Below are 13662 nucleotides of genomic sequence, written 5' to 3' on the forward strand. Positions count from 1 at the left end.
GCTACTAGCCCTGGCGGGCCTTGAAGCGCGGATCTTTCTTGTTGATCACGAAAACCTTGCCGTGGCGGCGCACAACCTGGGCGCCCGGCTTGTTCTTCAGCGACCGAAGCGACTTGCGAACCTTCATCGGGCGCTCCTTTCCTGGGTGAGGTTTCATACTTTTTCAAGCGGCCCGCCCCGGCGCGGGGCAACGGGTCGCGACACGGCAGGTCATATTACCCGACAACGACCTGTGCTCAAAATGCCACTGCGCGCGAGCGCGCTAGGATGGCGGCCATGTCCACGCAGCCCGACAACCTCCCCGACAACCTTCAGTCCCACATCATCACCACCCTCGGCGTCGCGCCCGCAATCGAGCCGGCCGCGGAGGTGGACAGGCGCGTCGCCTTCCTCGCCGACTACCTCGCGGCCACCGGGGCACGAGGCTTTGTTCTAGGCATCTCGGGCGGCCAGGATTCGACGCTGGCGGGGCGGCTCGCCCAGTTGGCCGTCGAGAAGCGCCGAGCGAGCGGAGCGGAGGCGACGTTTGTCGCGGTGCGGCTGCCCCACGGCGTGCAGTCCGACGAATCGGACGCGCAGGCGGCACTGGCGTTCATCCGTCCCGACGAGAGCGTCACCGTCAACATCCGGGACGCCACGGCCGCGCTGTCCGACGCCGTGGCCCACGCGCTCGGGCTGGAGGCGCTGGGCGACTTCAACAAGGGCAACGTCAAAGCCCGGCTGCGCATGGCCGCGCAGTACGCGATCGCGGGCGAGCGCGGCATGCTGGTCGTGGGCACGGACCACGCGGCGGAAAACGTCACCGGTTTCTTTACCAAGTTCGGCGACGGGGCCGCGGACGTCGTGCCGCTGGCCGGGCTGAACAAGCGCCAGGGCGCGGCGCTTCTGGCCCACCTCGGCGCCGAGCGCGCGCTGTGGGAGAAGGTCCCCACCGCCGACCTCGAGGAGGACCGGCCCGCGCTGCCCGACGAAACCGCCCTCGGCCTCTCCTACGCCGACATCGACGACTACCTCGAGGGCAAGGCGGTCCCCGCCCAGGCGCGCGAACGCCTCGCTCGCCTGTGGGCCGCAGGCGAGCACAAACGCCACCTGCCGCCCGGGCCCCGCGACGGGTGGTGGCGCTAGCCGATCACCTCCAGCGCCCGGCGCGCCGTGTCCGCGAGTGCCCGGCCGTACGAGGGGCCGTGGGTGTAGGCGTGCACCGCGAGTGGGTGCAGCTGGTGAACCGGGATGCGCTCGCGCCACCTTTGCCCGGCATCTCCGGCCTCGAGGTAGCCCTCGCAGATTTCCTCGAGGTACGGCGCGCCGAACAGCTCCAGCATCGCGATGTCCGTCAGCGGGTGCCCGCCGTGCGCCGCTGGGTCGATAAACCGCGGACCGGCGGGGGAAAAGAGCAGGTTGCCCGACCACAGGTCGCCGTGGATGCGCGCGAGCGGGGCGTCCTCGTCCTCCGCGAGTAGCGCGTCGCACGCCCGCTTGACCACTCCATAGTCCGCCTCGGAGAGTCTGCCCGCAGCCTGGGCCTTCTCCGCGAACGGCAACACCCGCTGGTACACGTAAAACTCGGCCCAGCGCTTCTTCGGCGTGCACTCCTGCTCGGCACGGCCGATGAAGTTCGGCCCCTCCCAGTCCGGCGGTGGGGCCCCGAAGGCCGCGGCGCCCCTCGCGTGGATCGCCGCCAGCTCCCGCCCGGCGCGCCGCGCCGCCTCTGCCGTCGGGCGGGCCGTGTCCACCCGTTCGATGGTGAGCGTGTTGGCTTCCTCGTCGAGCGCGTAGACCTCGACGACCGCCTCGCTGCCCTCGCGCAGCCACCTCAGGTAGGCCGCCTCCGCGGCCGCGGCCCCTGGCGCGCTTGCTGTTTTCGTGAACTCTCTGGACATACCTCGCCAGGCTACGCCCGCTAAGGCTTAGGCCGCTTCCAGCTCGAGCAGTCTTTGCTTGACCTCGAGGCCGCCGCGGTAGCCGCCGAGGGAGCCGTCGCTGCGCACCACGCGGTGGCAGGGGGAGACAATGGGCAGCGGGTTGCGCGCGCAGCCCGCACCCACGGCGCGCACCGCCCTCGGGCTGCCTAAGTGGCTGGCGAATTCGGAGTAGGTACGGGTCTCGCCGTAGGGGATCTCCGCCAGCGCCCGTTGGACCCTGCGGTGGAAGCCGCCACCTGCGCCCCAGTCGAGGGCGAGGTCGAAGCTGCGGCGACGCCCCGCAAAGTACTCCTCGAGTTGCCGCGCGGCCTCTGCACCGGGGGCCTGCGCCCCGGAAAGCCCTAGCTCAGAGCGCCGGAGAGCGAAGTCCTCGCATTCGAAAACCACGTGCGCCAAACCAGCGTCGGAGCTGACCAGCATGAGCTCACCGACGGGGGTGTGAACAACCGTCCACGATGTGTATTTCATGAGCCGAAAGTATAGCCCTGCGCGAACCAACCCGGCGCGCGGGCAGCGAACTCCTCCGGAGCCATCGCCCCGGCCCCGGCGGGCACGGCGCCCACGAGCGGCACCCCGGTGAGCCGGGGCAGATCCTCGCGGTTGCACTGCTGCGCCAGGTCGGGCGTGTCCGGCCAGGTGCCGAGCACCAGCCCCGCGCACGCTACGCCCGCCTCGCGCAGGTGCCGGGTGGCCAACTCCGTCGTCGACAGCGTTCCCAAGTCGGGCGGGGTCACCAGAACCACGGGCGCATCGAGCAGGCGCGCGACGTCGAGGATGGTCACGTCCGTCCCGAGCCGGGCGAGGACCCCGCCGGCGCCCTCCACGACCACGACGTCCAGCCCGCCGTCGTGCGCCTCGGCCCACGCCCGCACCGCCGCGGCGAGCTCCGCGGCGGTGGACTGCTCCTCACCGGCGCGGCGCGCTGCGGTCTCCGGGGCGAGCGGCTCGAGCAGGCGGCGGTGCTCAAAGGCGGCGGCCGCGCCGGCAAGCCGGGCGGCGAGGTGGCAGTCGCCCTCCTCCCCCGGCGTCAACCCCGTCTGGATGGGCTTTGCCACGCCCACCCGGACGCCGGTGGAGCGGGCCAGGGCCGCAAGCGCGGCGGTGACCATGGTTTTACCGATCTCCGTGCCGGTGCCGGAGACCACGACGTATGCGGGCTGGTTCATCGCTTTTCCCATCTCTGCGCTGTCACATCACGCAGCACGTTACCGGCCAGCTCAAGCTCCGCCGGCGTCAGGTCGGCCCGCGCCGTCAGCCGCAGCCGGGAGGTCCCCTCCGGCACCGACGGCGGCCGGAAGCAGCCGACCGCCACTCCCCGCGCGTAGGCCGCGTCGCGCGCGTCGGCGGCGCGGTCCGCCTCCCCGAGCACGACGGATACGACGGCAGAGCCGGGCGCCTCGGCCCCGGCGGCCGCCGCGAGCTCCTGAGCGGCCTCGTGGACCCGGCGCACTCGCTCCGGCTCGCGGCGCACCACGCCGAGCGCCGCGCGCGCCGCCCCAACCGCCGCCGGGGCCAGCGCCGTGTCAAAGATGAACGGGCGCGCGGTGTTGAGCAGGTGCTCGCGCAGCCGGAGCGAGCCGCAGACGGCGCCGCCCTGGGAGCCCAGCGCCTTCGACAGCGTCACGGTGACCACCAGGTCCTCCCGTCCCGCCAGGCCCGCCTCGGCGACGACGCCTCGGCCTGCGCCGCGCACGCCGAGGCCGTGGGCCTCATCGACAAGCAGCACCGCCCCGTTTTCGTGGGCCGCGGCGTAGAGTTCTGCGACCGGCGCGAGCACGCCGTCCGTGGAGTAGACGGAATCGGTGAGCACGAGGGCGCGCCTCTCGCTGCGCTGCGCAAGCGCCGCCGCCACGGCCGCAGCGTCGCCGCGGGGCGTGACCACCACGCGGGAGCGGGAGAGGCGGCAGGCGTCGATCAGCGAGGCGTGCGCCCCGCCATCGGACACGATGAGCGCGCCGGGCCCGCTCAAGCCCACCACCGCCCCCAGATTGGCCAGGTAGCCGGAGGAAAACACGAGCGCGGATTGGTGGCCGAGGAACGCGGCAAGCTCCGCCTCAAGCAGCTCGTGGGCCTCGGTCGTGCCCGTGACCAGGCGCGATCCTGTCGCCCCCGCGCCCCACGCGTCCACGCCAGCCCGCGCCCCGGCGAGCACCTCGGGGTGGCGCGACAGCCCCAGGTAGTCGTTGGAGGCCAGGTCGAGAACCGAAGACGCGGTGCCCCGCGGGCGCAGCGTGCGCTCCAGCCCGGCGCGGGCGCGGGCCGCGGCCGCGGCGTCGAGCCAGTCGAGGGAGGCGCTGGGCACGAAAGGTTTCTTCGCCATAGCTTTAGGACGATACGTGAGCGCGCGCCCCCGCAACGGCACCGCGGCAGATCGCCGCGATGTCCTCGGCCCCGCAGACGTAGGGCGGCATGGTGTAGATGAGGTTGCGGAAGGGACGCAGCCACACCCCCTCGGCGGTGATCGCGTCGGTCGCCGCCTGCATATCGACGTCCGAAACCAGCTCAATCACCCCGATCGCGCCCAGCACCCTGACCTCTGCGACGCTTGAGAGCTCCCGGGCGGGCGCCAGGCCGTCGTGAAGCTGGCTCTCGATGTCCGCGACCTGCGTGCGCCACTTCCCCGCCTCGACGATGTCCAGCGAAGCCCCCGCGATGGCGCAGGCGAGCGGGTTGGCCATGAACGTCGGGCCGTGCGCGAGGCCCCCGGCCTCCCCCGCGCTGATGACCTCGGCGATGCGCGCCGTGGTCAGCGCCGCCCCGAGAGTGACGTATCCGCCGGTCAGCGCCTTGCCCACGCACATGATGTCGGGGGCGACGCCGGCGTGCTCGGCGGCGAAGAGTTCCCCGGTGCGCCCGAAGCCGGTGGCGATCTCGTCGAAGATGAGCAGCACCCCGGTCTCGTCGCACACCCGCCGCAGAACACGCAGGTAAGCCGGGTCGTGGAAGCGCATGCCGCCGGCGCCCTGCACCACGGGTTCGACGATGACGGCCGCGAGCTCGTCGCTGTGGCGGCAGACGAGTTCCGCCAGGCCAGCGGCGTATCCCTCGTCCCACTGCGCCGGCGGCTCTCCCGCGAAGACCTGGGACTGCACTACTCCGCGCCACATCGCGTGCATGCCGCCCTCGGGGTCGCATACGCTCATCGGGCTGAGCGTGTCGCCGTGGTACCCGCCGCGCCACGTCGCCAACCGGGTCCGGCCCGTCCGGCCGAGGGAGCGCTGGTACTGGATCGCCATCTTGACCGCCACCTCGACGCACACCGATCCCGAGTCCGCGAAGAAGACCTTGTCCAGCTCCCCGGGCGCGAGCGCCGCCAGGCGCTCCGCCAGCTCGACCGCCGGGCGGTGCGTCAGCCCGCCGAACATGACGTGGCTGAAAGCATCGATCTGGGCGTGGGCCGCGGCGTCGAGGTGGGGGTGGCGGTAGCCGTGGATCGCCGCCCACCACGAGCTCATTCCGTCGATGAGCTCGGCGCCGCCGTCGAGCGTGAACCGCACCCCGGACGCCGCGGCGACGGGCAGGGGGCGCGTGGCGGCCGGGAAGCCGCCGTACGGGTGCCACACGTGGCGCGCGTCCGCTGCGAGCAGGTCAGTGGTGCCCAGAGGGTAGTCAGCCATTCCGGGAAGTCTACCCCTGCCCTGCGGGCGGCGGGAGATGGCGGAGCAGCTGGAACTTGTTCCGCCGCCTGCGTGCACACCAGGAAAGGCGCACTCGGCGGCGCACCTCGTCTGACGTCTTTGCCGGCCGGCCCCCAACTCTGCGGCCCGACAGATTGGCCGCCGGCACGCGCAACGCCCCCGACTTCTGCGCAGCTGCGGTGTCGCGCTGCGCCCCGAAGAGGCGGTTCGTCTGGGTGGAGAAAGAGCCGCCAGATGAAGTCCTGCAGCATCCGACGCGCCAAATCCGGTGGGGCTCGGGCGAGCAACTCATCATGCTGGGTGGTCAGGCCAATGGGATTGCGTTCAGCGGCCGCCGCCATCACACATGTGTGAGGCCCCTGCACCGGCAGTTACAGATACCCCCCCCCCCGCGATTGGACAGGCAATCCTCTTCAAACCCCGATCTTCAAAATCCGTAGCAACCTTGCCGGGATCCCTAACTTTGCGAATCTCGACCACGCGGAGAATCTGCGCCTTTGAGCAGAGTCGGTGTACTAAGTTGCTTGCCTGCAATGGAACTGACTAAGCTCGTCGGCATGTTATTTGGTGGCACTGCTTCGCTGCGTCTGCGCAGCCGCTAACAGCGGCGAGCATCCTTCACGGGTGATTGCTCCCGCCCCGGTAATCTCGGCCGGGCGGCTTTTCGCGTGCCCGGCTCCACGACAACCTTGGAGCAAACAGTGCCTACCTACCGAGATGGCCGTCACGAGCACGGCCAGAACTTCCTGACTGACCCATCCACCATCGCCACGTTGACGCAACTCGTGGCCGCCACCGAGGGCCCGATCGTCGAGATCGGCCCCGGCGAGGGAGCACTCACCGCCCCCCTAGCCGAACTCGGACGACCCGTAACAGCCGTCGAGATCGATTTCCGGTTAGCCCGGTCGCTGACCGATCGACGCCTTCCGAATGTGGAAGTCATCGCTGACGACTTCCTTGCCTACCGGCTTCCGGCGTCTGCGCGTGTAATCGTCGGTAACCTGCCGTTTCATCTGACCACGGCGATGCTTCGCCGTATCCTGCGCGCCCCCGCATGGACCGATGCAATTTTGCTCATGCAATGGGAGGTTGCCCGGCGCCGCGCGGGTGTTGGCGGTGTCACGATGATGACCGCGCAATGGGCACCGTGGTTCGAGTTCACTTTGCACGGCCGCGTTCCAGCCCGCGCGTTCACTCCACGTCCGCAGGTCGACGGTGGAATCCTCAGCATTCACCGCCGTGAAGATCCGCTGCTGCCCTGGGGTGAGCGACGCCAATTCCATGCCCTGGTTCACCGCATCTACACCGGCCGCGGCCGCGGACTTCCCCAAATCGTCGCGCGCAACACCTCACTGGGCACAACCCGGGCGGCGCAGGCGTGGCTGACCAGCCACGGCGCGAAACCGGCCGGACTACCGAAGGACTTGTCTGCCCAGGCGTGGGTGGACTTGTTCAAGACCACAGGGTCGTCGCCGCCAGCGCGTAGTACGACGAAAGGGCAGCCGAAGTCGAGGAGGAGCCGTCGACGAGCACGGTAGCGCGGCCGCATCGTCGGAGCCCCTGAACGGGATTAATCACTCTGTGCGCTCACCAACAACCAGGCAGGGCGCTCTCACAGCGATTCGGGATTCCGCCGGTCCGGTGCCGGCTTGGGCTCAGCCCCCCCCGGCTAGCCATGCTCCTGACCGGGGCTTACCTCCCGGTCGGTAACACCATGACACAAGCCGGGTGGCGCAGGCGTGGTCATGTCGCCCGGCAGTTCACCCATCGCCGGGATCGCCCCATTGCAATCGACCTGCAATCCCTCACCAGCGATAACCGGCACCCCTTAGTATCGGCGGGGCAACCCGAACACCCCGACGGTCAGGATGCTCCGGGCGCCCGAGAAACCGCGGGTGGCCTTGAGAGCGGGGCTGCTGTCTTCGGCCAGCTCGACGTCACGGATTGCACGTGCCGAGGGCCGGCTGGTCCCGGCGCGTAACAGGCGCCCGGGGCGATCCGCTCACCGGTGCCCGCCGGGACGGCGCAGATCACTTCGCCCCCCGAACCGGTCCCGCTGCTGGCCGGTACAGTCAAGCCGCGCGGCCGAGAAAAAGCCGCGCTCGTCTTCAGGATCTCGTTGGCCCGGCGCAATTCACGGACTTCGTGCTCGAGTTCGGCCCGACGAACCGACCCCCGCAACGCTTCGGGGTGTGCCCTGAACTTACCGACGGCCCGCTCAATCGCCCCACGAGCGGATTTTAGGATCCTCCCTGGCGTGCAGCGCCAGGGCTCTTATCATCCTTCCCAGGCTTGAGAGCCTCCGTCGGACCCGAGGCGGCACACCCAGCGCGCACATACTGACGGCGACTTACAGGTCAGCTACCGCGAAACACCGAACCCGGACACGCTTTTTGCCCCTTAACCCGCAAAAGCAAAACTGCCCCGCCATCAGGCGGGGCAGTTTTCGGTTTGTTCTTTTTCCGTGGAGCTAACGGGATTCGAACCCGTGACCCCCACACTGCCAGTGTGGTGCGCTACCAGCTGCGCCATAGCCCCTCATTGAGAAACGGTATGAAGTTGTGGAGTGGAGCTAACGGGATTCGAACCCGTGACCCCCACACTGCCAGTGTGGTGCGCTACCAGCTGCGCCATAGCCCCGCCGCGCCGGGCGAAACGCCCGGGCAACTTCGGTTAATATACACGCGCGCCTTCGGGGCGGCCAAATCGCCCTGTTAGGCCGTCGCGGCGTCAACCCAGTCGTTGATGTCGCCGCCCGGAATCTCCAGATCCTCGCCGTCGCGCATGACGCGGGGACTGAAAGCCTCGCCCGTCTGCTCGTTCTGGTAGTCCAGGTTCGCCTTGCCCATCTCCTCCGCGGTGGAGAGGTACTTCTCATCGCGGATGTCCTGGATGGCCTGCTCGCTGGCGCCGAAGTCGCGGGCCTGGTCAGCCAGGTCATCGGCGTCGACCTTGTTGAACACGTCCTGCTGGTTCTCCAGCAGGTAGACGCGCAGGTTCCACATCGCGGAGGCGTCGTTGTGCGCCGCGAGGGCGAGCTCGGCCGCGAGGGCGCGGGTGGAGTGCCCGCGCTGGTAGTTCTCGCCCTGCCCGTCGAGGAAGGTCATCGGGCGCAGGTGGACGGTGAGCTCGCCTGCCTGGATCTTCTCCAGCATCTCCTCATCGGTCTCGCGGGCCACGTCGGCGCAGTGCGGGCAGGAGAAGTCCTCGAAGAAGTCGACGCTCGGGGTGTCGCCACCCTGGCTCGAGGCCAGCGTGATCTCGGTGTCGCCTTCGGCGTAGCTCAGCTCCAGCCCGTCCACCGGGATCATCCTTTCGGCGATCGCCTCGTCGCGCTGGTTGCGGCCGTTGTAGACAACCAGGCCGATGACGAGGGCGGCGATGGCCACGACCGCCACGACGGCCCAGATGAAGCCGCCGCCCTTCTTCTCGTTGGGGTTATGCACCTTGCGTGTGGTCACGTTTTTGAACCTCTTCTTCTCGGGAGTCTGCCGAACGTACCGATTCTAGGGGTAGAGCGCAAACTTCTTGTACGGGCGGTAAATCATAAACAGCGTGATCAGGATGTAGCACACGTCCCGGCCGATGGTGACCAGCAGATTCGTGCCCTCGTCCTCAGCGCTGGGGTTAAAGCAGCCGCAGTCGATGACGAGGCCGCGCGACCACGCCGAGGCCAACCCGATGATGAACAGAGTGAGCACGCCGATGGACACCCACCCGGCGGGCCGCAGTTTGATCCCCAGCAGCAGGAGGAGCCCGCCGCCGATCTCGAGCGGCCCGATCAGGTGCGCCAGCAGGTCCGACCACGCCGGAGTGAAGATCTCGTAGGCCATGATCGTCTGCGTGACATCCATGTGCACGCCGATTTTCGCCACACCCGCGGACAGCCAGATGTACGCCATAAAAAAGCGCGCCGCCGCGGAAAGGATGTCGAGCACCACATCCTGGGTGGCAGGTGCGTGAAGTTCCTTCGTTGTCACATACGCGACCTTATCCCACACCTCCGAAATAGCCTATCGGCGCCACCTGTGGGTGTGGTGGTTACTTCCTGGCGGTTTAGTCCGATTCCCCCAGCACGGCCGCGACCAGCGCTTGCGCCTCCGCCTGCACCTGCGCCAGGTGCTCTTTACCGCGGAAGCTCTCGGCGTAAATCTTATACTTATCCTCCGTGCCCGAGGGCCGCGCCGCGAACCACGAGCTGTCCGTGGTCACCTTGAGCCCGCCTATCGACGCCCCATTGCCCGGCGCCTCCGTCAGCTTCGCCGTGATCTCCTCCCCCGCCAGCTCGGTCGCGCTGACCTGCTCCGGCGCCAGCTGCTTCAGCACGGCCTTCTGCTGCCGGGTGGCCGGGGCGTCGGTGCGGGCGTAGGCGGGCGCGCCGAACTTCTCCGCCAGCTGCGCGTAGCGCTGCGAGGGCGTCAGGCCGGTCACCGCCGTGATCTCCGCGGCGAGCAGGTCCATGATCAGCCCGTCCTTGTCGGTGGACCAGACGGTGCCGTCGGTGCGCAGGAAGGAGGCCCCGGCGGATTCCTCACCGCCGAAGCCGATGGTGCCGTCGATAAGCCCTGGCACGAACCACTTGAAGCCCACCGGGACCTCGACGAGATCGCGGCCCAAGTCCGCGACGACGCGGTCGATCATCGAGGAGGACACGAGCGTCTTGCCCACCGCGGTGGAGCGAGCCCAGCCGGGGCGGTGGGCGAAGAGGTAGTCGATGGCCACGGCGAGATAGTGGTTCGGGTTCATCAGGCCGGCGTCCGGGGTGACAATGCCGTGGCGGTCGGCATCGGCGTCGTTGCCGGTGGCGATGTCGTAGGTGTCCCGGTTGGCCACGAGGGAGGCCATCGAGTTCGGCGAGGAGCAGTCCATGCGGATCTGACCGTCGGTGTCGAGCGTCATGAAGCGCCACGTGGCGTCGACCTCCGGGTTGACCACCGTGAGGTTCAGCCCGTGGGTCTCGGCGATCGCGCCCCAGTAGTCCACGCTCGCCCCGCCCATCGGGTCGGCGCCGATGCGCAGCCCGGAGGAGCGCACGACCTCCAGGTCGACCACGTTGGGCAGGTCGGCGACGTAGAGCCCCAGGTAGTCGTACTTCTCGGCACGCTCGTCGAGCACGCCGCGCACGGCCACCCGCCGCACCCCGCTCAACCCGGCGGCAATGTAGGAGTTGGCGCGCTCGGCGATCCAGTCCGTCGCCTCCCCGCCAGCGGGCCCGCCGGTGGGCGGGTTGTACTTGAAGCCACCGTCGCGCGGCGGGTTGTGTGACGGGGTGACCACGATGCCGTCGGCCTTTCCTGCCTGCCCGGCGGAGTTGTGGCGCAGGATCGCGTGGGATACCGCAGGGGTCGGGGTGTAGCGCCCGGCGGCGTCGACACGCACTGCGACGTCGTTGCCGAGGAGCACCTCGAGCGCGGAGACCATGGCCGGCTCGGACAGCGCGTGCGTGTCGCGGCCGAGGAAGAGCGGGCCGGTGATGTCGTTGTCGCGGCGGTAATCCACGATCGCCTGCGTCGTGGCCCAAATGTGCTGCTCGTTGAAGGCGTTGTCCAGCGAGCTGCCGCGGTGCCCCGACGTGCCGAAGGACACCTGCTGGGCCGGGTCGGACGGGTCGATTTCGCGGGTGTAGTAGGCGGTGACAACCTCGGCGATGTCAATGAGGTCTTCTGGGCGGGCCGGCTGGCCAGCGCGTTCGTGAGCCATGGAGCACTCCTTTGCGGGTTTGACGGTCTCGCCTCCCCATCTTCCCCCCGCCGCGGCCTTTCCGCCACGCCTCGGCGTAGGGTTGTTTCCCGTGTGGAAGGAAGCTCTCCTCGTGGGCCTGGGCGCAGCCCTCGGCGCCGCCACCCGCCACCTTCTCCTCCTCGGCGCGCCCACGGGAGGGGCGGAAACCCACCTGCTCAACGCCGCCGCCTGCTTCGCCATGGGCTTTTTCGCCCCCGGGAAGTTCTGGGGAATGGGCTTTCTCGGGGGCTTTTCCACGCTCTCGGCGATCACCCTCGCCGCGGCGCAGTCCAGCGCCGGCGGCGCGCTGGCCGCGCTCGCCGTCAGCTTCACCACCTGCATTGCGGGGTGGTACGCGGGAGACGCCGCCCGGCACGCGATCGGCGGGCGGCGCTGATGGATCTGCTCGTAGGCCTCGCCGCGGTGGCTGGCGGGGGATTTTTCGGCGGTGTGGCCCGCTGGGCGCTCTCGCACCTCAACTCGGACACCCGCCACCCCGGCACGTGGGCCGCGAACGTGATCGGCTCCGCGGTCATGGGGTTCTCCCTCGCCCTGCCCAACCTGTGGGCGCTGGCTGCCGGGGCCGGGTTTGCGGGGGCGCTGTCAACGTGGTCGACGCTGGCCAAGGAAATCGGCGAGCACATCAAGGGCCGGCGCTGGGCCGATGCCGCCTCTTCCGTCGCCCTTACGGCCGCCGTCTGCGTCGTGGCGGCGTACTGGGGGATGGTGTACGGCCGCCGGGCGTTCGGCTGAGGCGGCCCGGCGTGCTACGGGGTGCTGGCGTCGACCTCGTCCTCGATCTTGTCCTCGGCGGGCCCCTCCGCCGGTTCCTCGGTGGCGGACTGCGGGCGGTTCGGCACCCACAGGACAATGACGATCAGTGCCACCAGACCGTAGAGCGCGCCGATGCCGAGGGCCGCCGCCGCAGCCTGGCGCACCACCACTTCGCCGTCGGCGGCGAAGGGCAGCAGTCGGCCCATGACGTCGGCCAGCGGACCGCCGTCGCTCTGCGAGGTCAGCAGTGTGGTGAAGACCGCGATGCCGAAGCCGTTGCCGAGCGCGGAGGCCATCTTGTAGAACCCGGAGCCGACGCCGACCTTATCGGCGGGCAGCGAGCTCAGGGCGGCGTCGGTAGCCGGGGTGGCAAACATCGCCAGGCCGGCGCCGATGGCCACAGAGGCCGCCACGTTCAGGATCATGTACTCGGTGCGCGGCAGGAAGGTGAAGGCGAAGAACACCAGCGACAGGGGCACCAGCGTCGCCGCGATGACGATGGGGAACTTGGCGCCCTTCGTGCCCAGGAGCTTCTCGCCGACGCGCAGGAAGGCGAAAATACCGGCGGCAAAGCCGAGGGTGAGCAGGCCGGCGGTGCCCGGCTCGAGCCCGTAGCCGACCTGGAGCGCCCACAGCGAGACCACCAGCGCGCCACCCATGGAGTTGAGGAGGAAGTTGGCGGCGGTCACGCTGCTGTACTGGCGGTTCTTGAACAGCGCGAAGTCAAGGAACGCCTTGCTGCCCTTGCGCTTTTCCACCACCCCGAAGATGGCGAAGACGATGACGGCGGCGGCGATGAGCACCCACGGCAGGGCGGTGGCGAAGTCGAGCTTGCTGATCTGGGTGATCAGGGTGAACACGGCGGCAATACCGAGCGCGAAGGTGATGGCTCCCGCCCAGTCGAGCCCGCGCACGCCGCTGCGCGGCGTCTGCGTCTCGGGAGCGCGCCGGACCAGGATGATACCCACGACGGAAACCACCGCACCGATGAGGAAGACGCCGCGCCAGCCGACGAAAGTCTGCTCCAACAGTCCGCCGAACAGGCTGGTCACGCCCGAGGCACCGAAGCTACCCAGCGACCACATCGAAATCGCGCGGTGGCGGGCGGTGCCGTCCCAGAAGGTGCGGACCATCGTCAGCGACGCGGGCATGATCAGGGCGGCGGCGATACCCTGCAGGATGCGGCCCGTGATGAAGGCCGGCACGGCGAGCGCGCCAACCGGGGCGAGGGCGAGCAGAAGCGAGCCCACAATGTTGACCACGTTGCCGGCGATCACCATGCGCAGGTGGCCGTTGCGGTCGGCGATGCTGCCGGCCAGGGCGATGATCATGCCGCAGACCACGCCCGAGGCGGCGACGCCGGAGCTGAGGACGGTCTCGCCCAAGCCCAGGTCTTCGAGGATGCGCGGGCCGTTGATGTTCGCCGTCTGGGCGAACAGCCAGAACGTGGAGACGCTCAGGACGAGGCCGAGCAGTAGGATGTCGTCGCCACGGTAGGTGGCGGGATCGGGGCGCCCAGTGTGGGTGCCCGCGCGCGGGCGGTTATCATTGGTGGTGCTCAAAGGGGGCCTCCTTCGGGGCGTTAACCTGGTGGCAACCAAGGTGGT

The 13662-nt window shown here is 69.4% G+C and carries 14 protein-coding genes and 2 tRNA genes; 4 read left to right on the top strand and 12 right to left on the bottom strand.

What is annotated here, in order from left to right; genetic code table 11:
* Positions 1 to 4: 4 nt before the first annotated feature.
* Complete coding sequence (gene ykgO / locus CAURIS_RS09025; protein WP_012732041.1) at positions 5 to 127, bottom strand: type B 50S ribosomal protein L36; 123 nt, start codon at positions 125 to 127, stop codon at positions 5 to 7.
* A 149-nt stretch (positions 128 to 276) separates the two neighbouring features.
* On the opposite strand from ykgO, the gene nadE reads away from it, so the two are divergent.
* Entirely contained in the window at positions 277 to 1125 is an 849-nt protein-coding gene (gene nadE, locus CAURIS_RS09030) for an NAD(+) synthase (protein ID WP_494337241.1), read from the top strand.
* Here nadE and CAURIS_RS09035 read toward each other — a convergent pair.
* The 5 genes from CAURIS_RS09035 to CAURIS_RS09055 are packed head-to-tail and all read right to left on the bottom strand — an operon-like array spanning position 1122 to position 5539.
* Positions 1122 to 1880: a fructosamine kinase family protein gene (locus CAURIS_RS09035; protein ID WP_290341729.1), complete on the bottom strand. Its 759-nt coding sequence runs from the start codon at positions 1878 to 1880 to the stop codon at positions 1122 to 1124. The genes nadE and CAURIS_RS09035 overlap by 4 nt on opposite strands.
* Positions 1881 to 1907: 27 nt before the next feature.
* Positions 1908 to 2390 carry a methylated-DNA--[protein]-cysteine S-methyltransferase gene (locus CAURIS_RS09040; protein ID WP_290341730.1) on the bottom strand — a complete coding sequence of 161 codons (483 nt, stop codon included), beginning with the start codon at positions 2388 to 2390 and terminating at the stop codon, positions 1908 to 1910.
* The gene (gene bioD / locus CAURIS_RS09045) at positions 2387 to 3088 is read right to left on the bottom strand and encodes a dethiobiotin synthase (RefSeq protein ID WP_290341731.1); all 702 of its coding nucleotides are present in this window, start codon (positions 3086 to 3088) and stop codon (positions 2387 to 2389) included. Before bioD ends, CAURIS_RS09040 begins: the two co-directional genes overlap by 4 nt.
* Entirely contained in the window at positions 3085 to 4242 is a 1158-nt protein-coding gene (locus CAURIS_RS09050) for an 8-amino-7-oxononanoate synthase (protein WP_290341732.1), read from the bottom strand. Before CAURIS_RS09050 ends, bioD begins: the two co-directional genes overlap by 4 nt.
* A 4-nt stretch (positions 4243 to 4246) precedes the next feature.
* Positions 4247 to 5539, bottom strand: coding sequence for an adenosylmethionine--8-amino-7-oxononanoate transaminase (locus CAURIS_RS09055; RefSeq protein ID WP_290341733.1), 1293 nt, complete (start codon positions 5537 to 5539; stop codon positions 4247 to 4249).
* Between the two features lie 722 nt (positions 5540 to 6261).
* On the opposite strand from CAURIS_RS09055, the gene erm reads away from it, so the two are divergent.
* Positions 6262 to 7098 carry a 23S ribosomal RNA methyltransferase Erm gene (erm, locus tag CAURIS_RS09060; protein WP_290341734.1) on the top strand — a complete coding sequence of 279 codons (837 nt, stop codon included), beginning with the start codon at positions 6262 to 6264 and terminating at the stop codon, positions 7096 to 7098.
* Between the two features lie 927 nt (positions 7099 to 8025).
* Here the strand turns inward: erm and CAURIS_RS09065 are convergent.
* From CAURIS_RS09065 to pgm, 5 genes are all read right to left on the bottom strand, one after another.
* Positions 8026 to 8098: transfer RNA gene (locus tag CAURIS_RS09065), tRNA-Ala, on the bottom strand.
* A 29-nt stretch (positions 8099 to 8127) separates the two neighbouring features.
* Positions 8128 to 8200 (bottom strand) — tRNA-Ala (locus CAURIS_RS09070).
* A gap of 74 nt (positions 8201 to 8274) precedes the next feature.
* Positions 8275 to 9021 carry a DsbA family protein gene (locus tag CAURIS_RS09075; RefSeq protein WP_290341735.1) on the bottom strand — a complete coding sequence of 249 codons (747 nt, stop codon included), beginning with the start codon at positions 9019 to 9021 and terminating at the stop codon, positions 8275 to 8277.
* Between the two features lie 45 nt (positions 9022 to 9066).
* Complete coding sequence (locus CAURIS_RS09080; protein ID WP_290343369.1) at positions 9067 to 9462, bottom strand: MauE/DoxX family redox-associated membrane protein; 396 nt, start codon at positions 9460 to 9462, stop codon at positions 9067 to 9069.
* A gap of 154 nt (positions 9463 to 9616) precedes the next feature.
* A complete protein-coding gene (gene pgm, locus CAURIS_RS09085; protein ID WP_290341736.1) occupies positions 9617 to 11260 on the bottom strand; it encodes a phosphoglucomutase (alpha-D-glucose-1,6-bisphosphate-dependent) in 1644 nt (547 codons plus the stop codon).
* Between the two features lie 91 nt (positions 11261 to 11351).
* On the opposite strand from pgm, the gene CAURIS_RS09090 reads away from it, so the two are divergent.
* Together CAURIS_RS09090 and CAURIS_RS09095 are read left to right on the top strand one after the other, a co-directional pair.
* Complete coding sequence (locus CAURIS_RS09090) at positions 11352 to 11678, top strand: CrcB family protein (RefSeq protein ID WP_290341737.1); 327 nt, start codon at positions 11352 to 11354, stop codon at positions 11676 to 11678.
* Positions 11678 to 12034, top strand: a complete 357-nt coding sequence (locus CAURIS_RS09095) for a FluC/FEX family fluoride channel (protein ID WP_290341738.1) — start codon at positions 11678 to 11680, stop codon at positions 12032 to 12034. The genes CAURIS_RS09090 and CAURIS_RS09095 overlap by 1 nt, the downstream gene beginning before the upstream one ends.
* Positions 12035 to 12048: 14 nt before the next feature.
* Here CAURIS_RS09095 and CAURIS_RS09100 read toward each other — a convergent pair whose 3' ends face one another.
* Positions 12049 to 13617 carry an MFS transporter gene (locus CAURIS_RS09100; protein ID WP_290341739.1) on the bottom strand — a complete coding sequence of 523 codons (1569 nt, stop codon included), beginning with the start codon at positions 13615 to 13617 and terminating at the stop codon, positions 12049 to 12051.
* Positions 13618 to 13662: the final 45 nt, after the last annotated feature.

The organism is Corynebacterium auris, assembly GCF_030408575.1.
GTDB lineage: Bacteria > Actinomycetota > Actinomycetes > Mycobacteriales > Mycobacteriaceae > Corynebacterium > Corynebacterium auris.